The sequence below is a fragment of the Caulobacter flavus genome (assembly GCF_003722335.1).
Lineage (GTDB): Bacteria > Pseudomonadota > Alphaproteobacteria > Caulobacterales > Caulobacteraceae > Caulobacter > Caulobacter flavus.
In genome coordinates this window covers 2,578,129-2,598,003 of sequence record NZ_CP026100.1, presented here as the reverse complement: position 1 = coordinate 2,598,003, position 19,875 = coordinate 2,578,129, and the positions used below count along the sequence as shown (strand labels likewise).

Annotated in this window: 16 protein-coding genes; 3 read left to right on the top strand and 13 right to left on the bottom strand. The window is 68.7% G+C overall.

Annotated features, from left to right (window positions below):
• Window positions 1–7: 7 nt before the first annotated feature.
• A complete protein-coding gene (locus tag C1707_RS11985; protein WP_101712566.1) occupies window positions 8–1,408 on the bottom strand; it encodes a glutamine synthetase family protein in 1,401 nt (466 codons plus the stop codon).
• Window positions 1,409–1,504: 96 nt separating this feature from the next.
• Between C1707_RS11985 and C1707_RS11980 the strand changes: the two genes are divergently transcribed.
• Window positions 1,505–1,663 (top strand): antitoxin, encoded by a 159-nt coding sequence (locus C1707_RS11980; protein ID WP_101712565.1) that lies wholly within the window; start codon window positions 1,505–1,507, stop codon window positions 1,661–1,663.
• Between the two features lie 37 nt (window positions 1,664–1,700).
• Here C1707_RS11980 and C1707_RS11975 read toward each other — a convergent pair whose 3' ends face one another.
• The 11 genes from C1707_RS11975 to C1707_RS11925 all read right to left on the bottom strand — a co-directional run bounded on the left by C1707_RS11975 (window position 1,701) and on the right by C1707_RS11925 (window position 15,273).
• Complete coding sequence (locus C1707_RS11975; protein ID WP_101712564.1) at window positions 1,701–3,107, bottom strand: aspartate aminotransferase family protein; 1,407 nt, start codon at window positions 3,105–3,107, stop codon at window positions 1,701–1,703.
• Between the two features lie 88 nt (window positions 3,108–3,195).
• A complete protein-coding gene (locus tag C1707_RS11970) occupies window positions 3,196–3,999 on the bottom strand; it encodes a gamma-glutamyl-gamma-aminobutyrate hydrolase family protein (protein ID WP_101712563.1) in 804 nt (267 codons plus the stop codon).
• A gap of 148 nt (window positions 4,000–4,147) precedes the next feature.
• On the bottom strand, window positions 4,148–5,272 hold the full coding sequence (locus C1707_RS11965; protein ID WP_101712562.1) for an ABC transporter ATP-binding protein: 1,125 nt from the start codon (window positions 5,270–5,272) through the stop codon (window positions 4,148–4,150).
• Between the two features lie 276 nt (window positions 5,273–5,548).
• Complete coding sequence (locus tag C1707_RS11960) at window positions 5,549–6,406, bottom strand: ABC transporter permease (RefSeq protein ID WP_101712561.1); 858 nt, start codon at window positions 6,404–6,406, stop codon at window positions 5,549–5,551.
• Between the two features lie 163 nt (window positions 6,407–6,569).
• Window positions 6,570–7,463, bottom strand: a complete 894-nt coding sequence (locus C1707_RS11955) for an ABC transporter permease (RefSeq protein ID WP_101712560.1) — start codon at window positions 7,461–7,463, stop codon at window positions 6,570–6,572.
• Window positions 7,464–7,510: 47 nt separating this feature from the next.
• Window positions 7,511–8,602, bottom strand: coding sequence for an ABC transporter substrate-binding protein (locus C1707_RS11950; protein WP_101712559.1), 1,092 nt, complete (start codon window positions 8,600–8,602; stop codon window positions 7,511–7,513).
• A gap of 93 nt (window positions 8,603–8,695) precedes the next feature.
• Window positions 8,696–10,075 carry a glutamine synthetase family protein gene (locus C1707_RS11945; RefSeq protein WP_101712558.1) on the bottom strand — a complete coding sequence of 460 codons (1,380 nt, stop codon included), beginning with the start codon at window positions 10,073–10,075 and terminating at the stop codon, window positions 8,696–8,698.
• A gap of 157 nt (window positions 10,076–10,232) precedes the next feature.
• Complete coding sequence (locus tag C1707_RS11940) at window positions 10,233–11,600, bottom strand: aspartate aminotransferase family protein (protein ID WP_101712557.1); 1,368 nt, start codon at window positions 11,598–11,600, stop codon at window positions 10,233–10,235.
• Entirely contained in the window at window positions 11,597–13,042 is a 1,446-nt protein-coding gene (locus C1707_RS11935) for an NAD-dependent succinate-semialdehyde dehydrogenase (protein WP_101712556.1), read from the bottom strand. Before C1707_RS11935 ends, C1707_RS11940 begins: the two co-directional genes overlap by 4 nt.
• Before the next feature lie 6 nt (window positions 13,043–13,048).
• Window positions 13,049–14,539: an aldehyde dehydrogenase gene (locus C1707_RS11930; RefSeq protein WP_101712555.1), complete on the bottom strand. Its 1,491-nt coding sequence runs from the start codon at window positions 14,537–14,539 to the stop codon at window positions 13,049–13,051.
• 8 nt (window positions 14,540–14,547) lie between these two features.
• Window positions 14,548–15,273, bottom strand: coding sequence for a GntR family transcriptional regulator (locus tag C1707_RS11925; protein WP_101712554.1), 726 nt, complete (start codon window positions 15,271–15,273; stop codon window positions 14,548–14,550).
• A gap of 88 nt (window positions 15,274–15,361) precedes the next feature.
• On the opposite strand from C1707_RS11925, the gene aptA reads away from it, so the two are divergent.
• On the top strand, window positions 15,362–16,681 hold the full coding sequence (aptA, locus tag C1707_RS11920; RefSeq protein WP_101712553.1) for an omega-aminotransferase AptA: 1,320 nt from the start codon (window positions 15,362–15,364) through the stop codon (window positions 16,679–16,681).
• A 292-nt stretch (window positions 16,682–16,973) separates the two neighbouring features.
• Here aptA and C1707_RS11915 read toward each other — a convergent pair whose 3' ends face one another.
• Window positions 16,974–18,080 (bottom strand): methyl-accepting chemotaxis protein, encoded by a 1,107-nt coding sequence (locus tag C1707_RS11915; RefSeq protein WP_101712551.1) that lies wholly within the window; start codon window positions 18,078–18,080, stop codon window positions 16,974–16,976.
• Window positions 18,081–18,397: 317 nt separating this feature from the next.
• Here C1707_RS11915 and C1707_RS11910 point away from each other — a divergent pair, with 317 nt between their 5' ends.
• Window positions 18,398–19,786, top strand: a complete 1,389-nt coding sequence (locus tag C1707_RS11910) for a pectate lyase (RefSeq protein WP_101712550.1) — start codon at window positions 18,398–18,400, stop codon at window positions 19,784–19,786.
• Window positions 19,787–19,875: the final 89 nt, after the last annotated feature.

Genomic DNA, 19,875 nt, shown 5'->3' with positions numbered 1-19,875 from the left:
CATGACGCTACACATTCAGCAGCAGGAACTCCCGCTCCCACGGACTGATGGTGCGCATGAAGGTCTCGTACTCGGCCTGCTTCACCCGGGCGTAGGCGTTGCAGAAGGTGGCGCCCAGGATGTCGACCAGCGGCTTGGCCTCCTCGAACAGGGTCACCGACTCCAGCAGGCTGCGCGGCAGCTCTATGCCACGGGCGCTGGCGTCGATCTCCACCGGCGCGGTCGGCGCCAGGTTCTGGGTCATGCCCAGATAGCCGCAGGCCAGCACCGCGGCGATGGCCAGGTACGGATTGGCGTCCGACGAGGGGATGCGGTTCTCGACCCGGCGGTTGGCCGGATCCGACGGCGGCACCCGCAGGCCGCAGGTGCGGTTGTCGTAGCCCCACTGGGTGTTGACCGGCGCGCCGCTGTCGCGGGCGATGCGGCGGTAGCTGTTCACGTAGGGCGCCAGTATGGCCATGATCGCCGGCAGGTAGCGCTGCTGGCCGGCGATGAAGGCGTAGAAGGCCGGCGTCGCCTCGCCCGTCTTCGGGTCCGAGAACAGGTTGTCGCCGTCCTCGGTCAGGATCGACTGGTGCACGTGCATGGCGCTGCCCGGCTCGCTGGCCATCGGCTTGGCCATGAAGGTGGCGTAGATGTCATGCTCCATCGCCGCCTCGCGGATGGTGCGCTTCATCATGAACACCTGGTCGGCCAGCTCCAGCGGCGTGCCGTGACGCAGGTTGATCTCCATCTGCGCCACCCCGCTCTCGTGGATCAGGGTGTCGATCTCCAGGCCCTGGCGCTCGGAGTATTCGTACATGTCCTCGAACAGGGCGTCGAACTCGTTGACCGCGCTGATCGAATAGCCCTGGCGGCCGGTCTCGGGCCGGCCCGAGCGGCCGATCGGAGGTTTGAGCGGATAGTCCGGGTCGACGTTCTTCTCGACGAGGTAGAACTCGATCTCCGGCGCCACGATCGGGCTCCAGCCCTTCTCGCGGTACAGCGACAGCACCCGGCGCAGCACCTGGCGGGGGCTTTCCTCGACCGGCCGGCCGTCGGGATGGAAGGCGTCGTGGATCACCTGGGCCGTCGGGTCCTGGGCCCAGGGAACCGCCGCCAGGGTGGCGAAGTCGGGGGTCAGGAAGATGTCGGTGTCCGACTGCACGGCGTTCACCGCGCCCTCGAACTCCGGGAAGTCGCCGGTGATGGTCTGGTAGAACACCGCCAGCGGCAGGTTCATCGAGGGCGTCCCCAGGAACTTGCGCACCGGCATGATCTTGCCGCGCGCCACGCCGGCCAGGTCGGGCACGACGCACTCGATCTCCTCGATGTTCTGGCTGCGGAACCAGGCCTGGGCCTCGTCCAGCGTCTTGACCCCCCGGGTGACCTTCGGACCGTCGTGGTTCTTCTTGTGCTTGGGCTTCATAGGGGCGCTCCTCGCGCTTGCTGAAGTTTGGGCTATTGGAATTGTAACGCTTGGCGGCGGCGTTCCGCTCAGGCGGTGTCCACGTTAGGGTGAAGCATGGTCGAACCTGATCCGGATACAGATGCAGAGCGCGAGGCCGCCGCCGACGCGGACGTCGCCGCCGGCCGCTGTGTTCCGCATGAACGCGTGCGCGAGTGGCTCAAAACGGTAGGGACGCCCGAACAGACCCCGACGCCGTACTCCTGGCGAGAATAGTCCGGCACGGCGCGCGCCGGCCGGATTGAGGCGGCGATCACGCATCGCCCTCCTTAGGCTTCAGCGCCCGCAGCACCGGCTCGGCCTCGTCGAGCGACTTCCTGATGATGCCGACCAGTTCGTCGATCTCCGCCTTGGTGACGATCAGCGGCGGGCAGCAGACGATGCTGTCGCGGATGGCGCGGACCATCAGGCCGTTCTTGATGCACAGGTCGCGCACGATCGGGCCGGCCTCGCCCTCCTTGTCGAGGAAGCGGTGGTTCGTGCCCTTCTCGCGCACGATCTCGACCGCGCCGATCAAGCCCAGCGATCGCACCTCGCCCACCAGCGGGTGGTCGTTCAGGCCGGCCAGGGCCTGGGCCAGATAGGGACCGGTCTCGTCGCGGGTGCGCTCGACCAGGCCCTCGCGCTCCATGATCTCGATGTTCTTGAGCGCCACGGCCGCCGCGGTCGGGTGGCCCGAGTACGTAAAGCCGTGGATGAAGTCGCCGCCCTTCTCGCGCAGCTCGGCGACGATGTGGTCGGCCACGCCCACGGCCGAGATGGGCAGGTAGCCGGACGACAGACCCTTGGCCATGGCGATCAGGTCGGGCTTGATCCCGTAGTGCTGGTGGCCGAACCACTGGCCCAGCCGGCCGAAGCCGCAGATCACCTCGTCGCAGACCAGGAGGATGCCGTACTTGCGGCACAGGGCCTCGACCGCCGGCCAGTAGCCGTCCGGCGGGATGATCACCCCGCCCGCGCCCTGCACCGGCTCGCCGATGAAGGCCGCGACGTTCTCGGGCCCGACCTCGAGGATCTTGTTCTCGATCGCCTGCACCGCGCGGTCGCGGAAGGCGGCCGGGTCCTCGCCGAAGCCGTCGCCGAACGGATAGGGCTGCATCACGTGCTCGACACCGGCGATCGGCAGGTCGCCTTGGCGGTGCATGTGCTTCATGCCGCCCAGGCTCACGCCGGCCACCGTCGAGCCGTGATAGGCGTTCCAGCGGCTGATGAAGACGGTGCGGCTGGGCTGGCCCTTGAGCTTCCAGTAATGGCGCACCAGGCGGAAGACCGTGTCGTTCGCCTCCGACCCCGACGAGTTGTAGAAGACGTGGGAGAGATGCCCGCCCATCTTCTGCGCGATCTTGGCCGCCAGTTCGATCGGCGGCGGCGAGGCCGTCTTGAAGAAGGTGTTGTAGTACGGCAGCTCCAGCATCTGGTCGTAGGCCGCCTGCGCCAGTTCCGTGCGACCGTAGCCAACATTGACGCACCACAGCCCGGCCATGCCGTCGAGGATCCTATGGCCCTCGCCGTCGTGGATGTAGACCCCCTCGGCGCGAGTGATGATCCGGCTGCCGCCCTGCTCGGCGATCACCTTGTGGTCGGCCTGGGCCGGCAGGTGATGCGCCAGGTCCAGGCGCTTGAGCTCGGCGATGTCGTGGTTGCGGAGGGGGGCGGTCATGGAACGAACTCCTGGACGATATTTTGTTTTTGCCCCCTTCCCCCTTTGATGGGGGAAGGGTCGGGGATGGGGGTGACAGCCTGTCAGGTCATGGCGCGGGCCGAACCGCCGCAGCCACCCCCACCCCTGCCCCTCCCCCATCGAGGGGGTGGGGAAACTCTCCGCGCAGCGCCTGGCCGAACAGCTGGAAGAACGTCCGGCTCTGGGCGTTCTCCTGCGGCTTCCATTCCGGATGCCACTGCACGGCCAGCACCGGCGCGCCGTTGACGCTGGCCGACACCGCCTCGACGACGCTGTCCTGCGCGCGGGCCTCGACCGTCAGGCCTTCGCCCAGCCGGTCGACGCCCTGGTAATGCACCGAATTGACCACCGCCCGCTCGGCCCCGAAGGCCGTGGCCAGCACCCCGCCGGGGGTCAGGTCGACCGGGTGGAGATGGTCGAACATGCCGTCGAAGTCGACCTCGTCGGGCGCGTGGTGGGCGATCAGCTGCGCGCTGGTCGCCATGTCGCGCCGAAGGGATCCGCCGAAGGCGACGTTGATCTCCTGGAAGCCCCGGCATACGCCGAACACCGGCCGGCCCAGATCCAGCATCGCCTTGATCAGGTCGCGGGTCATGACGTCGCGGTCGCGGTCGAACGGCCCCGGCGCGTCGGGCGCGTCCTCGTCGTAGAAGGCCGGATCCAGGTTCGACGGACTGCCGGTCAGCATCAGGCCGTCCAGCCGCGCGGCGACCTCCGAGGCCCTCATCAGCCCCGGCATCGACGGAACCAGCAGCGCCGCGGCGTCGGCATAGGCCATCGCGCCGGCCACGTAGCGGTTCATCACCGCCTGGGCCGGCTCGATCCCGACGGTGCGGGTGCAGCAGATGACGCCGGCGACGGGACGGTTCATCTCCGCGCCTCCCCCTTCCCCCTTGATGGGGGAAGGGTCGGGGATGGGGGTGACAGCGCGTCAGAACCTGGCGCGATACGAACCGCCGCGACCACCCCCACCCCTGGCCCCTCCCCCATCAAGGGGGAGGGGAAATGTGCGGGCCTGATCACGACAGCAGCACCGCCGGCGAGCAGGCGTGCCAGGCGATCCACACCGCCTCACCCAGCCGGAAGTCCTCCTGGTCCCAGCGGGTCAGGTTGGGGCGCTGCACCTTCACGCGGCGGCCCCCTTCGATTTCCACCTCGTAGGTCGACACCCCGCCCAGATAGGCTTCGTGCCGGATCACGCCGGCCACGGCGTTCGTCCCCTTGGGCGCGTCGCCCATGTTCGGCGGCTCGCCGTCGTCTGGGCGTTTGTGCAGCTCGATCTTCTCGGGCCGGATCGCCGCCCACACCGCGCCGCCGCGCGGGCCGGTCACCCCGTGGTCGAGGAAGATGTCGGTCGGCAGGCCCGGCGACTTGATGACCGCGTGGCTGGGCTCGTCCACAGCCAGCACGCCCTCGAACAGGTTCACGCTGCCGATGAAGTCGGCCACGAAGCGGCTGTTGGGAAACTCGTAGAGGTCGTTGGGCGCGGCCACCTGCTGCAGCAGGCCCTTGCTCATCACCGCGCAGCGACTGGCCAGGGCCAGCGCCTCGTCCTGGTCGTGGGTGACCATGATGAAGGTGATGCCCACCTTCTCCTGCAGGGTGCAGAGCTCGGTGCGCATCTGCTCGCGCAGCTTGGCGTCCAGCGCCGACAGCGGCTCGTCCAGCAGCAGCACGCGCGGCCGCTTGACCAGCGCCCGGGCCAGGGCCACCCGCTGGCGCTGACCGCCCGACAGCTGGTCGGGCTTGCGCTGGCCGAGGCCGCCCAGCTGCACCAGCTCCAGCGCCTCCTCGACCCGGCGGTCGCGTTCGGCCTTGCTCACCCGGTCGACCTTCAGGCCGTAGGCGACGTTGTCGGCCACGGTCATGTGCGGGAACACCGCGTAGGACTGGAACACCATGTTCACCGGCCGCTTGTTCGGCGGCACGTTCGAGATGTCCTGGCCGTCGATCAGGATCCGCCCTTCGGTCGGCGTCTCGAACCCGGCCAGCATCCGCAGCAAGGTGGTCTTGCCGCAGCCCGACGGTCCCAGAAGGGCGAAGAACTCGCCCTCCCTGATGCTCAACGAGACGTTGTCGACCGCCGCCAGCTTGCCGAAGCGCTTGGTGACGTTCTCGAAGGTGATGATGGGTTTGTCGGTCACTTCGTCATTCCCCCCGAATAGTCCATGCCCCAAGACCCCCTCCGGCCCTCCGGGCCACCTCCCCCAGAGGGGGACTGTTGCGAAATTCGGAACGTCGAAGAACAGACCAGAATCCGTTCGAGAACAGTTCGGAATCAAAAGGGGAAAGTCGTTCTTGTTTTACCCCATTATGCAACGATCCCCCAGAGGGGGAGGACCTAGAGGCGCCGCGCCAAGAAGATGCTCCCCCGCTGGGGGAGCTGTCGGCGAAGCCGACTGAGGGGGTTCCCAGCACGGTCATTTCCCATCCCCCCCATGGCCGCCGGCCGCGGCCGCCGGATCGCCCTGCAGCTTCAGCGCCACGGCGGTCAGGATCACGGTCAGCACGATCAGGATGGTCGAGGCGGCGTTGACCTCGGGCGTCACCGAGAAGCGCACCATCGAATAGACCTTCACCGGGAAGGTCACGGTGTCGGGCCCGGCCGTGAAGAAGGTGATGACGAAGTCGTCCAGGCTGAGCGTGAAGGCCAGCAGGGCGCCCGCCACCAGGGACGGCGTCATGTGCGGCAGGATCACGTCCCTGATGGTGCGGAACTCGCCGGCCCCGAGATCCCGCGCGGCCTCCTCCAGTTCGCGGTTGAAGCTGGCCATGCGGGCCCTCACCACCACCGCCACGAACGGGAACGAGAAGGTCACGTGGGCGATGATGATCGCCCCCAGGTTCAGCGGCCAGACCAGCCCCTGCGGCCAGGGCAGCACCTTGGCGAAGAACACCAGCATGCCCACGCCCATGCAGATCTCGGGCACCACGATCGGCAGGGCCAGGGCCCCATCGACCACCGTCTTGCCCGGGAAGCGGAACCGCCACAGGGCCAGGGCGACCAGCGCCCCCAGCACCACGCTCAGCAGGGTCGACACCGCCGCGATGGTCAAGCTGTTGGCGAAGGCCTCGATCAGACCGTCGTTGTTGAAGGCCTTCTCGTAGTATTTGAGCGTGAAGCCCTTCCAGACGATGTTGCGCCGGCTGTCATTGAAGCTGAAGGCCATCAGGGCGATCAGCGGCGCGTAGAGGAACACCCCCACCGCCAGCAGCCACAGCCTGATCGGCCAGCGGCGCAGGTACTCCAGCGGTCCGGGCGGCGATTTGCGGCTCATCGGAAAGCCTCCCCCTTCCCCCTCGATGGGGGAAGGGCCGGGGATGGGGGTGACAGCTGCGTTTCAGGGTAAGGCGCGGCCGAGCTAAGGCCCGCCGGCGGCGTCACCCCCACCCCTGCCCTTCCCCCATCAAAGGGGGAGGGAGATGAAAAAAGACGCATATTCATCCCACGCCCTCCCTCTTCTTGCCCCGTGAGAGCAGCGCCTGCACAGCGATGGCGATGAAGGTCAGGTACATCAGCAGGAAAGACAGGGCCGCGCCGAACGGCCAGTCGTTGGCGCGCTTGAACTGGCGCTCGATGACGTTGGCGATCATCTGGCTGTCGGGCCCGCCCAGCAGGTCGGGCGTCAGATAGGCGCCCAGCGCCGGGATGAAGGTAATCAGGATCCCCGAGGCGATGCCCGGCAGGGCCAGCGGCACGACGATCCGGAACAGGGTGCGCAGGTGCCCGGCCCCGAGGTCGAGGCTGGCCTCCAGCAGCGACTTGTCGAGGCGATCGAGCGCCGAATAGAGCGGCAGCACCATGAACGGCAGGTGCACGTAGACCAGGCCCAGGATCACCGCGAAATTGTTGTGCAGCAGCTCCAGCGGCTGGTAGGCGCCCAGCGGCGCGACCTTGGCCCCGATGTTCCAGAACCACTCGAAGGTCTGGTTGACGTAGCCCTCGGTGCGCAGCACCGCGATCAGGGCGTAGGTGCGGACCAGCAGGTTGGTCCAGAACGGCAGCATGACCAGCAGCAAGAGCCAGGTCTTGGCCTTCTGCGAGGCGAAGGTGATGGCCAGCGCCACCGGGAAGCCGATCACCAGGCACAGCGCCGTCGTCAGCGCCGCCACCCAGGCCGACTTGACGAAGATCTTCAGGTACAGCGGCTCCAGCGCCCGGGCGTAGTTGGCGATCGTGCCGGTGAACGAGATCTCGGTCAGCCCGACGTTGTGGCCGAAGCTGTAGGCCCAGACGATCGCCATCGGCGCGACGAAGAACACCACCAGCCAGACCAGCGGCGGTCCCAGCGCGGCGGCGAACACCGACTTGGCCTTCTTCCAGCTCTGTTCCATTTCAGAGGCCTTCTCCCTTCCCCCTTTGATGGGGGAAGGAAGCCAGATCACGCCGCCCGCACGCGGGTGATGATCTCCTCGTAGAGGCTGGCCTTTTCCGCCCCCTCGAAGGCCCCGTACTCGCACTTTGACATCACGTCGGCGGGCGGGAAGATCACCTTGTTGTTCTTGTAGTCGTCCGGCATCAGCGCCTTGGCCGCCGCATTGGGCGTCGGGTACAGGATCGTCTTGCTGATCTCGGCGCCGGCCTGGGCGTCCAGCAGGTAGTTGATGAACTTGTGGGCGTTGTTCGGACGCGGCGCGCCCTTCGGAATGCACAGGCAGTCCGAGTTGATCAGGCTGCCTTCCTTGGGCACGACGAAGTCGATGTCGTCGTCGTCCTTCATCGCCTGGGCGATGTCGCCGTTGTACTCCAGCACCAGGTCCACCTCGCCCGACAGCAGCAGGTCCTGGCCGTTGTCGTCGTGGAAGGCCTTCACGAACGGCTTCTGCTTGATCAGCATCTGCTCGATCCTCGGCAGCATGTCGGCCGGGATGTCGTTGACCGAGTGGCCCAGGTACTTGGCCGCCAGGCGCACCAGGTCGGCGCTTTCCGACAGCAGGGCGATCTTGCCGGCGTACTGGTTGCTGTCGAACAGCCACTTCCAGCTGTCGGGCACGCCCGAGACCTTGCTCTTGCGATAGCCGATGCCCAGCAGCAGCCAGGTATAGGGCAACGAGAACTTCCGGCCCGGGTCGAAGTCCGGGTTCAGGAAGGTCGGGTCGATGTTCTTGATGTTCGGGATCTTGGCGTGGTCCAGCGGCTCCAGCATGCCCGCCTGGCTCATGCGGGTGACGAACTCGTTGGACGGCACGATGACGTCGAAGCCCGGATTGCCGGCCTTCAGCTTGGCGAACAGTTCGTCGTTGGTCGCGAACAGGCTCATGTTCACGTCGACGCCGCTGGCCTTCTTGAAGTCGCCCAGCGTGGTTTCGCCGATATAGGTGTCCCAGTTGTAGAAGTTCAGCTTGGCCTCTTCGCCGCCGGCGTCGGGCTTGGGCTTCTCGCCGCAGGCGGTGAACGACATGCCGATGGCCGCCGCGCCGAACGCGGTCAGCAGCGAGCGGCGCGAAGCCCCTCGAAAGTGGTTGGTGCTCATGGCCTCGAAACTCCCTCTTTCGTTCGCATGAAGCGGACGAGGCCCCTCCCTCGCCGCCAGTTCAACCCAAAGCGTTACTCCCGGCGCTCCGCTCTAGGCGTTGCGCAGATACCAGTCATAGTCGAGCTGCCCGACCACCTCGAAGAACCGCGCCTGCTCGGTGCGCTTGACCGAGACGAACATCTCCACGAACCGCTCGCCCAGATAGTCGGCCAGCACCTCAGACTTCTCGAAGAGGTCGACGGCGGCGAACCAGTTGGACGGCAGACGCACGTTCTCCTTGGCCGCGGCGGCATAGCCGTCGCCGACCACCGCGGGCCCCGGATCGATCCTGTTCTTGATCCCGTGGTGCGCGGCCGCCAGCAGCGTCGCCATCACCAGGTACGGATTGCCGTCGGCGCCCGCCACGCGGTGCTCCACGTGCCGCGTCGGCGCAGGCCCCGCCGGCACGCGCAGGCTGACCGTGCGGTTGTTGACGCCCCAGGTCGGCGCCACGGGCGCGTAGGAATTGGCCTTGAAGCGACGATAGCTGTTGGCGTTGGGCGCCAGGATCGCCATGCCCTCGCCCAGCAGCGCCTTCATGCCGCCGATGGCGTGCTTGAGCAGCTCCGAGCCTTCCGGATCCTCGGCGGCGCACAGGTTGTTTCCGCCTTCGTCATTGAAGCTGACATGCACGTGGAAGCCGTTGCCCGCCCGGTCGGCCCAGGGCTTGGCCATGAACGTCGCTTCGCAGCCATGGCGCAGAGCCACCCCCTTGGCGGCGCGCTTGTACAGCACCGCGTCGTCGGCGGCCCTCAGGGCGTCGGGCTTGTGCTTGAGGGTCAGCTCCACCTGAGCCGGGGCGAACTCCGAGATCGCGCCTTCCAGCGGCACGCGGATGACGTCGGCCGTATCCCACAGCTCGCGCAGGAACGGGGCGTTGGCCTCCAGTTCCGGCAGGCCGTAGACCTGGATGCCGGTCGGCCGCTGGCCGGTCAGCACCGACCTGGCGGGCAGAAGCTCGCCGCTGGGGCCGCGCTCGATATCGACGAGGTAGTATTCCAGTTCGCAGGCGGCGACCGGCGTCAGGCCGTCGGCGGCGTAGCGGTCGAGCACCCGCTGCAGAACATGACGCGGGTCCAGGTCGTTGGGCGTCCCGTCCAGCTCGTACAGCGACAGCATCACCTGGGCGACGTCCGGGCCCAGCCACGGGGCCAGGGTCAGGGTCCCGGGCACGGGCCGCGCGCGGCGGTCGGCGTCGCCGTCCTCCCACACCAGGCCCGTCTCCTCGCAGTCGGCGCCCACGGTGTCGACCACCAGGATCGAGCCCGGCAGGAACCGGCCGTAGTCGTAGATCGCCTGCAGTTCGTGCACCCGCAGCCGCTTGCCGCGCGGCACGCCGGTCATCGAGGTGAAAAACACCTCGACGTACTTCACCTGCGGATGGGCGGCGAGGAACTCGCGGCATTCGTCGGGGGAAGCGACGGCGCTCATGCTTTCAACTCCCCCTTCCCCCTTGATGGGGGAAGGGACGGGGATGGGGGTGACTGGGGCGGTTCAAGGTGATGCACGGCCGAGCTGAAGCCCGCCGACGGTGTCACCCCCACCCCTGCCCCTCCCCCATCGAAGGGGGAGGGAAAGCGCCAAGACTTCATATCGACACCTCCCCGACGGCCACGGCGAAGGCGTCCACCGCCGCGACCAGCCGATCCACCGCCGCGTCGTCGGTGACGGGCGAGACCAGCATCATGTTGTGAAAGGGCGCGATCAGCACCCCTCGGTTGATCAGCCACAGATGCAGCGCTTCCACCGCCCCATGGTCCAGAACTTTCCGCATCGAGGCGGCGTCGCGCGGCGGCGGATCGGCGAACACCAGCTCCACCCGCGCGCCGACATGCACGACCGACCAGGCCAGGCCGCGTGCCTCGACCACGCCCCTCAGCCCCGCCACCAGCCGCTCGGCGCCGGCCAGCATCCGCGCATAGGCCGCGTCGGTCATCACCTCGCTCAGCATCGCCCGCATCGCCGCCATGGCCAGGGCATTGCCCGACAGCGTCGTGCCGATGCCCGACTGGCCAGGACCGATCCGCGCGGCCGCCTCGTCCATCCGCGCCGAAAGCTGCGCGGTCACGCCCCAGACGGCGGCCGGCACGCCGCCGGCCACGGCCTTGCCCAGCACGAAGACGTCGGGCTCCAGCCCATGCGCGCGGGTGTAGCCGCCCGGGCCGGTCGAGATGGTGTGGGTCTCGTCGACGACCAGCAGCGTCCCCGCCTCGCGCGTCAGCCTGCGCAGGGCTTCGTGGAAGCCGGGATCGGGCAGGATCATCCCGCAGTTGGTCATCACCGGCTCGGCCAGCACGGCGGCGACGTCGCCGGGGGCCAGGGCCGCTTCCAGCGCTTCCAGGTCGTTGAACGGCACGACGCGGGTCGTGGCCGTCAGGTCCTGCACCTGGCCCAGCAGGCCGGGCTTCATCGCAGGGGCGCCGTCCTTCAGCACGACGAACGCGTCCTCGACCATGCCGTGATAGCAGCCGTCGAACACCAGCACGACCGGCCGCCCCGTCACCGCCCGCGCCCAGCGGATCGCCGCGCGGTTGGCGTCGCTGGCCGTGGTCGCCGCCTGCCACAGCGGCAGGCCGAAGCGCTCGGCCAGCAGCTTGCCGACGATCACCGCCGAGGCGGTGGGCAGCATGAACCCCGCCCCGCGCCTGGCCTGGTCCGCCACGGCCGCCGCAACGGAAGGCTCGCCGTGGCCGAACATCGACGGCGTGTCGCCCAGGCAGAAGTCGTCGTAGAGCCTGCCGTCGACGTCGGTGATCTGCGCGCCCACGCCCTGGGCGGCGAAGATGGGGCTGGGGCAGGCCCAGTCGCCCATCCAGTGCATCGGAACCCCGCCCCGCCACACGCCCGCGGCCGCCCTGGCCATGCCGACGCTGCGCGGATGCTCGGCCAGGAACCGCGCGCGCTCGGCGGCGATGAGGTCGGCTAGGGTGGCGGGGCGGGAGAGCTCGCCGATCATGCCACCCCGCCAAAGCACAGGTACTTGGTCTCGAAATACTCATCGAGACCCTCGGACGAACCCTCGCGGCCCAGGCCGCTTTCCTTGACGCCGCCGAACGGCGCCACCTCGGTCGAGATCAGGCCTTCGTTGATCCCGACCATGCCCGCCTCGATGGCCTCGGCCACGCGCCAGCAGCGGCCCACGTCGCGGCTGTAGAAATAGGCCGCCAGGCCGAAGGGCGTGGCGTTGGCAAGGGCGACCGCCTCGTCCTCGGTGTGGAACTTCACGACCGGCGCGACGGGGCCGAAGATCTCTTCATTGAACAGCCGCATGTCCGGCGTCGCGCCCGACAGCACGGTCGGCTGGTAGAACAGCCCGCCCAGGTCGTGGCGCTGGCCGCCGACCTCGACCCGCGCCCCGCCCTCGACGGCCTCGCGCACCAGGGCCTCGACCTTGAGGATGGCCTTGTCGTTGATCAGCGGGCCGATCACCACGCCCTCGCCCGTGCCCGGTCCCACCTTCATCGCCGCGACCTTCTCGGTCAGGCGCGCCACGAAGGCGTCGTGGATGCCGGCCTGCACGATCAGGCGGTTGGCGCAGACGCAGGTCTGGCCGGTGTTGCGGTACTTGCTGGCGATCGCGCCGTCGACGGCGGCCTCCAGGTCGGCGTCGTCGAAGACGATGAAGGGCGCGTTGCCGCCCAACTCCAGAGAGAGCTTCTTCATCGTGCCCGCGCATTGGCCGTAGAGCACCTTGCCCACCGGGGTCGAGCCGGTGAACGACAGCTTGCGCACCCGGCCGTCCTCACACAGGGCCTTGCCGATGGCGCTGGCGTCCGTGCCGGTGACGACGTTCAACACCCCGGCCGGTACGCCCGCCTCGACCGCCAGCCGCGCGATGGCCAGGGCGCATAGCGGCGTCTCGGCAGCCGGCTTGACCACCACGGTGCAGCCGGCGGCCAGGGCCGGGCCGACCTTGCGGGTGATCATCGCGATCGGGAAGTTCCACGGCGCGATCGCCGCGCACACCCCGATCGGCTGCTTGATCGAGGCCAGGCGCTTGCTGCGATCCGGCGTCGGGATGGTGTGGCCGTAGCCGCGCTTGGCCTCCTCGGCGAACCAATCGATGAAGCTGGCGCCATAGGCCACCTCGCCCTTCGACTCGGCCAGCGGCTTGCCCTGCTCGGCCGTCATCAGCCGGGCCAGATCCTCGGCGTGGGCGAGCATCAGGTCGCTCCACTTGCGCAGGATCGCCCCGCGCTCCTTTGCCGTCTTGGCCGCCCACCCCGGAAAGGCCCGGTGCGCCGCCTCGATGGCGATCCGCGTCTCGGCCGCGCCCAGCTCGGCCACCCGCGTGATCTCCGTACCGTCGGCCGGATTGGTCACGGCGAAGGTCGCATCGCCCTCGATCCACAGGCCGTCGATCAGGGCGGCGGTTTCCACAAGGTTCAGGGCGGTCATGGCGGGCTACCTCAGCGTTACGGACACCGACTTCAGGTCGGCGTACTTGTGCAACGCATGAAGGCTGCGGTCACGGCCGAAGCCCGACTGCTTGAAGCCCCCGAACGGCATGGTGATGTCGCAGGCGTCCCAGCCGTTGACCCAGACCAGCCCCGCCTTCAGCTTCCGCGCGCCTTTCAAGCCGCGGTTGATGTCGCTGGTCCACAGTCCCGCGGCCAGGCCGTAGACGGTGTCGTTGGCCAGGGCGAAGGCCTCGTCCTCGCCGGTGAAGGTCATCACGCCCAGCACCGGACCGAACACCTCTTCCTTGGCCAGGCGATGCGAAGGCTTCACGCCGTCGAAGATGGTCGGCTCCACGTAGAAGCCGCCGGTCTCGATCCGCACCTGCGACCCGCCCAGCACCGGCGCGCCGCCCTCCTCACGGGCCTTGTCGATATAGGACAGCGCGGTCTGCATCTGCCGCTCGCTGACCATGGCTCCAAAGCCAGTCTCAGGATCCATCGGGTCGCCGACCTGGATGGTGCGTGCGACCGCGACCACCTTCTCCAGGAACTCGTCCTTGATCGACGCCTCGACTAGCAGACGCGAGGCGGCCGTGCAGACCTCGCCTTGGTTATAGAACACGCCCCAGGCGGCGGCCTGGGCGGCCGCGTCCAGGTCGGGGCAGTCGGCGAAGACGATCTGGGGCGACTTGCCGCCCAGTTCCAGCGACACCCGCTTGAGATTGCTCTGCGCCGCGTACTCCATCAGCCGCCGGCCGGTGGGGCCCGAGCCGGTGAAGGCGATCATGTCGACGTCCATCGACCGCGCCAGCGCCTGGCCGGCGATCGCCCCGAACCCCGGAACGACGTTCAGCACCCCCGCCGGGAGCCCGGCCTCGAGGGCCAGCTGGCCCAGCTTCAGCGCCGTGAGCGGCGACTGCTCGGCGGGCTTGAGGACGACCGAGTTGCCCATGGCCAGGGCCGGCGCGACCTTCCACATCGCCATGTGCAGCGGGAAGTTCCACGGCACGATGGCCCCGATCACGCCCAGCGGCTCGTGGGTGGCGAAACTCAGGCGATCGGCCGGCGAGGCGCCGACCTCGCCATAGACCTTGTCCAGCGCCTCGGCGTACCAGCGGGTGGTGTTGATCGCCAGCGGGATGTCGACGGCCCGGGCGTCGCGGATCGGCTTGCCGACGTCCAGGCTCTCCAGCAGGGCCAGCTCCTCAGCGTCGCGCTCCATCAGCTCGGCCAGCCGGAACAGCACCTTCTTCTTCTGGCGCGGATGCAGGTCGCGCCAGCGGCCATCCTCGAAGGCGGCGCGGGCGGCGGCCACGGCGCGATCGACGTCGGCGACGTCGCAGGCGGCCACCGTGTTCAGCACCGCCCCGTCGCGTGGCCCGACATTGTCGAAGGTTCCGCCCGAGGCCGCGCCGACCAGCGCGCCGTCGATCACCGCCCGACCGGGAAGGACCAGGCGGCTCAGCTGTTCGGAGATGGCTGCGGGAATGCTCACGTCCGACCTCATGAAACTGTGATCACAGTTTGCCCCGCCGGAGCAGCTGTCAAGCCGGCGCCGGCCTCGACCGCGGCGCGCATCTTGTCCATGCCTTCGGACAGGTCAGCGGCGATGGCCCGGCGGGCGCCCTCGGCGTCCCTGGCCTTCAGGGCGTCCATGGCCTGGGCGTGACGGTCGGCCGGCAGGCTGCCGGTGCCGACCCGGCCGAACACCACCCGCATGAACGGTCCGATCTGCAGCCACAGCCCGCCGGCCATGGCCAGCAGCACCTCGGCGCCGGCCCGCTCGTAGATGGCGAAATGGAAGGCGTGGTTGGCCACCATGTAGCGGTCGACGTCGCCGACGCGCAGGGCCTCTTCCAGGTCCTGATCGATAAGCTTCAGCTTGCGCACCAAGGCCTCGTCGGCCCGAGGGGCCGCCCGGGCGGCCAGTTCCGGCTCGATCCACTGGCGCGCCAGCTCCAGCTGCTCCAGCCGTTCGGCGCTCAGCGAAGGCACCGACAGGCGCTTGTTGGCCGGGTTGATGGCCAGGGCCCGCTCGGCCGCAAGGCGGCGCACCGCGTCGCGCACCGGCATCGGCGAAACCCCCAGTTCGGCCGCCAGGCTGCGCAGGGACACGCCCACGCCCGGCGCGATCTTGCCGGTGATCAGGGCCTTGCGAATGGCGTCGTAGACCTGGTCGTGCACCGCCGTGGAATCGGCCAGGGGACGACGCGGTTTCGGCTCGGCCATGCCCCCTCCTCGCTCCGGCTCAATCCAGGGGTTGCCAGCTAGCCGATAATTGCGATCACAATGCAAGGTCTCGCGGAGGACTCTCCACATGCCCGACTTCGGCGCCAACGACCTCGACGCCTACTGGATGCCGTTCACACCCAACCGGCGGTTCAAGGCCAATCCGCGCCTGCTCGCCGCCGCCAAGGGCATGCACTACGCCACGCCCGACGGCCGCCAGATCCTCGACGCCACCTCGGGCCTGTGGTGCGTCAACGCCGGCCACGGGCGCGAAGCGATCACGCAGGCCATCCGCAAGCAGGCCGGCGAGATGGACTACGCGCCCAGCTTCAACCTTGGCCACCCCTTGGCTTTCTCGTTCGCCTCGCGCCTGGTCCAGGTGACGCCCAAGGGCCTCGACCGGATCTTCTTCACCAACAGCGGCTCGGAGTCGGTCGACACCGCGCTGAAGATCGCGCTCGCCTATCACCGCGCCCGCGGCAAGGGGACCAAGACCCGGCTGATCGGCCGCGAGCGCGGCTATCACGGCGTCGGCTTCGGCGGGATCTCGGTGGGCGGCATCCCCAAGAACCGGATGTACTTCGGCAGCCTGCTCACTGGCGTCGATCACCTGCCCCACACCCACGGCATTGCCGAAAATCTGTTCAGCCAGGGCCTGCCCGTGCACGGCGCCCATCTGGCCGACGACCTCGAGCGCATCGTCGCCCTGCACGACGCCTCCAACATCGCCGCCGTCATCGTCGAGCCCGTCGCCGGCTCCACCGGCGTGCTCGTGCCGCCCGAGGGCTACCTGCAGAAGCTGCGGGCGATCTGCGACAGGCACGATATTCTTCTCATCTTCGACGAGGTGATCACCGGCTTCGGCCGCGTCGGCGCGCCCTTCGCCGCCGACCGCTTCGGGGTGACGCCCGACCTTTTGTGCATGGCCAAGGGCCTGACCAACGCCGCCGTGCCGGCCGGCGCGGTGGCCGCCAGCACGGCGATCTACGAGACCATGCTCGACGGCGCCGACGCGCCGATCGAACTCTTTCACGGCTACACCTATTCGGGCCATCCGCTGGCCTGCGCGGCGGGCCTTGCGACGCTGGAGATCTATCAGGGCGAGGGCCTGTTCGACCGCGCCCTGGCGCTGGAGCCCTACTGGCGCGCGGCCGTGCACTCCCTGCGCGACGCCCGCCACGTGATCGACATCCGCGATTTCGGCCTGATCGCGGGCATCGAACTCTCCCCTCGCCCCGGCGCCCCCACCGCCCGCGCCATGGAAGCCTTCGAGGCCGCCTTCGACCGGGGCCTACTGATCCGCGTCACCGGCGACATCATCGCCCTGTCGCCGCCGCTGATCATCGAACAGGGCCAGATCGACCAAGTGGTGGAAACGATCAGGACGGTGCTGGCGGCGGTGGAGTGAAAACCAGCCGAGACCCCGAGAAGGCGAACCCAAAGATCCTCCCCCTCTGGGGGACTGTTGCGAAATTCGGAACGTCGAAGAACAGACCAGAATCCGTTCGAGAACAGTTCGGAATCAAAAGGGGAAAGTCGTTCTTGTTTTACCCCATTATGCAACGATCCCCCTCTGGGGGAGGTGGCCCGGAGGGCCGGAGGGGGGACGTTTTCAGCTTCCGAAGCGCCGAAAAGTCATCACCAACTCCCCCACCGATCGCTGCGCGATCGCCTCCCCCACGGGGGGAGGTTCCTCGGTCTTAGGCCTTCAGCCGCAGCACGTTGTCCGCCTTGCGCTCGACGGCCGCCGGCAGCGGGGTGTCGACCGCCTGGCGCTGCACCAGGCAGCCGTACCAGCCCAGGCCCTTGTAGGTCTCGTAGCCGGGGGTCAGGGCGTAGCCGATAGTGCGGTCGCCCTGCGCGTAGCTGCCCATCGTTCCATGCGAGGTGTCCAGCTTGAAGCTGTCGGTCAGCACGCCCTGCCCGTCCGAGGCCGCCAGCACCCGATGGTTCTGGTCGAGCAGCAGCACGCGCGAGCGGCTCTTTTCCTCGTCGGTCATGCGCACGCCGTCGACGATGGCCTGGGCCTGCGGGCGCCAGTCGAAGTGAACGCCCAGCACGCCGATCACCTTGCCCCTGGACTGGCCGCCCTCGCGGATGGCCGTGGCGTAGGTGGCCACCGGCGCCTCGTCGAGCAGCCGCTGGCGAGCGATGTCGGCCACGGCGAAATCGTCGCCGGTCTTGGTGCGCAGCGCCTCCTGGAACCAGCTGGCGTTGGCCACCGAGGCGCCCTGCACGCCGCGGTACTTGTCGGGCCGGCCGCTGGCGATCACCCGTCCGGCCGCGTCGCAGATCCACAGGTCCAGATAGACGGTGTAGGCGTCGAGGATCACCTTCAGGCGCTGGCTGGCGTAGTCGGCCGCCTCGCGCGACGGCGCCATGGCGCAGTCCACAACAGCGCTGTCGGTCGCCCACCAGCGCACGTCGCAGGTGCGCTCGTAGAGATTGCGGTCGATGATCTCGATGGCGTTCAGGGCGAGGTCCGCCAGCCGCTGGCCGCGCAGGTGCGACAGGATCGCCCCGCCGATGGCCGTCAACTCGTCGAGGTCGGCGCGCACCTGGCTTTCCAGGGCGCCGGCCACCTCGTCGATCTGGGTGGAGATCTTCTTGAACTCCTCGGCGACGATCGCGAAACCCTTGCCCGCCTCGCCCGCGCGGGCGGCGACGATCAAGGCGTTGATGGCCAGCATCTTGGCCGCGCGGTTGACGGTGGAGATCTCGCCGATCTTCTGGCCCGCCACCACGCTCAGGCGCTCGGACAGGTCGAGGATACGCTCCGGGCGGAGACTGGCTTCTTCTGCGGACATGGCGTGCTTCCCCCCCGGGACGCGAATCGACGGCGATCCGGCAAGGTTGACACCAGCGTCAGGTTCGACCGCCCGCTTTCGAAAGAAAACTTCGCCTGCCGGGGTTTCGCCGCAACGCAGCACACCATTTCGCCTGGATATCGAGCACGAATTGATCATGCACTCGGCAGACCAATGGCGACCGTAAGGTTACCGTCACACGATTTCGACGCGCCGGCGGAAATGACACCGGTGGACATTTCTCGATCCCGCGGGCAGGCTCGCGCCATCCGGACGATGCGCGCACGACGCTCGCCGGCCTCGGGGAGAACCGCGTCATGATCCGCCTTCGTCCGCGCCGCCTGCTGGCCGGCGCCGCCGCCATCGCCCTGCTCGGCCTCGCCGGCCAGGCGGCCGCCCAGATGGCCGCCCAGATGGCCGCCAAGACCCTGGCCTTTCCCGGCGCCGAGGGCGCGGGCCGGTTCTCGCAGGGGGGCCGCGGCGGGGCCGTGATCAAGGTCACCAACCTAGACGACTCCGGTCCCGGCTCGCTGCGCGCCGCCGTCGAGGCCAAGGGCCCGCGCACCGTCGTCTTCGAGGTCGCCGGCACGATCCAGCTGAAGTCCGACCTGAAGATCAGCGAGCCGCGCATCACCATCGCCGGCCAAACCGCGCCCGGCGGCGGCGTCACCCTGCGCGACCACACCCTTGTGGTCTCGGCCGACGACGTGATCATCCGCTTCATCCGCTCGCGGCTGGGCGACGAGAGCAAGACCGAGAGCGACGCGATCTGGATCAACAACGGCCGCCGGATCATCCTCGACCACGTCTCGGCCAGCTGGTCGGTGGACGAGACCCTGTCGGCCTCGGCCCGCTACGGCGAGGAAGGCCAGGGCTTCTTCGACCTGACGGTCCAGTGGTCGATCATCGCCGAGTCCATGGCCCGCTCGCTGCACGCCAAGGGCGACCATGGCTACGGCAGCCTGATCCGGGGCGGCAAGGGCTCGAGGGCCAGCTTCCACCACAATCTGTGGGCCAACCACATGGCCCGCATGCCGCGTCCCGGCAACTACGACGGCGTCGACAAGGATCCTGTCGGGGCCCTCTTCGAGTTCCGCTCCAACGTCTTCTACAACTGGGGCAAGGGCTACGCCGGCTACGACGCCGACAAGGCGGCGATGGTCGCCTACAACTTCGTCGACAACGCCTACGTCATGGGTCCGCAGAGCGGCAAGCCGGTGGCCTTCCAGGAGAGCAACAGCCTGGCGCGGGCCTATTTCGCCGGCAACAGCATGGGCGGCGCGGTTCCCGCCGATCCGTGGAGCCTGGTGACCTTCACCATCCCCGAGCCGGCCGGCTACCGGCAAGCCGCGCCGATCGACGTGGCGCCGGTGGCGGCCGAACCGGCCGACAAGGCCTACGAGCGCGTGCTGGCCACGGCCGGCGCCTCGGTGTTCCGCGACAGCGTCGACGCCCGCGTCGTCGCCGGCGTGCGCGACCGCACCGGGGCGGTGATCAACAGCCAGAAGGATGTCGGCGGCTGGCCCGCCCTCCCCGCCGGCAAGCCCGCGAAGGACAGCGACGGCGACGGCATGCCCGACGCGTGGGAAAAGGCCCACGGCCTTGACCCCAAGTCCGCCGCCGACGGCGCGGCCCCGGCCAGGGACGGTTCGGGCTACACCAATCTGGAGCTCTATCTCGCCGACGCCGCCAGCAAGCGCGGCTAGGGCCTAAAGCGCGAAAAGCCGGCGACCGCGAGGCCGCCGGCTTTCCTTGGACCAGGGTCCGGCGCGCCCCTTGCGGAGCGCGCCGTCCG

Bases quoted from the DNA above. Each gene is read 5' to 3' on its own strand.
- C1707_RS11985 (WP_101712566.1), bottom strand. From the start codon at position 1,408: ATGAAGCCCAAGCACAAGAAGAACCACGACGGTCCGAAGGTCACCCGG.
- C1707_RS11980 (WP_101712565.1), top strand. From the start codon at position 1,505: ATGGTCGAACCTGATCCGGATACAGATGCAGAGCGCGAGGCCGCCGCC.
- C1707_RS11975 (WP_101712564.1), bottom strand. From the start codon at position 3,107: ATGACCGCCCCCCTCCGCAACCACGACATCGCCGAGCTCAAGCGCCTG.
- C1707_RS11970 (WP_101712563.1), bottom strand. From the start codon at position 3,999: ATGAACCGTCCCGTCGCCGGCGTCATCTGCTGCACCCGCACCGTCGGG.
- C1707_RS11960 (WP_101712561.1), bottom strand. From the start codon at position 6,406: ATGAGCCGCAAATCGCCGCCCGGACCGCTGGAGTACCTGCGCCGCTGG.
- C1707_RS11955 (WP_101712560.1), bottom strand. From the start codon at position 7,463: ATGGAACAGAGCTGGAAGAAGGCCAAGTCGGTGTTCGCCGCCGCGCTG.
- C1707_RS11950 (WP_101712559.1), bottom strand. From the start codon at position 8,602: ATGAGCACCAACCACTTTCGAGGGGCTTCGCGCCGCTCGCTGCTGACC.
- C1707_RS11945 (WP_101712558.1), bottom strand. From the start codon at position 10,075: ATGAGCGCCGTCGCTTCCCCCGACGAATGCCGCGAGTTCCTCGCCGCC.
- C1707_RS11940 (WP_101712557.1), bottom strand. From the start codon at position 11,600: ATGATCGGCGAGCTCTCCCGCCCCGCCACCCTAGCCGACCTCATCGCC.
- C1707_RS11935 (WP_101712556.1), bottom strand. From the start codon at position 13,042: ATGACCGCCCTGAACCTTGTGGAAACCGCCGCCCTGATCGACGGCCTG.
- C1707_RS11925 (WP_101712554.1), bottom strand. From the start codon at position 15,273: ATGGCCGAGCCGAAACCGCGTCGTCCCCTGGCCGATTCCACGGCGGTG.
- aptA (WP_101712553.1), top strand. From the start codon at position 15,362: ATGCCCGACTTCGGCGCCAACGACCTCGACGCCTACTGGATGCCGTTC.
- C1707_RS11915 (WP_101712551.1), bottom strand. From the start codon at position 18,080: ATGTCCGCAGAAGAAGCCAGTCTCCGCCCGGAGCGTATCCTCGACCTG.
- C1707_RS11910 (WP_101712550.1), top strand. From the start codon at position 18,398: ATGATCCGCCTTCGTCCGCGCCGCCTGCTGGCCGGCGCCGCCGCCATC.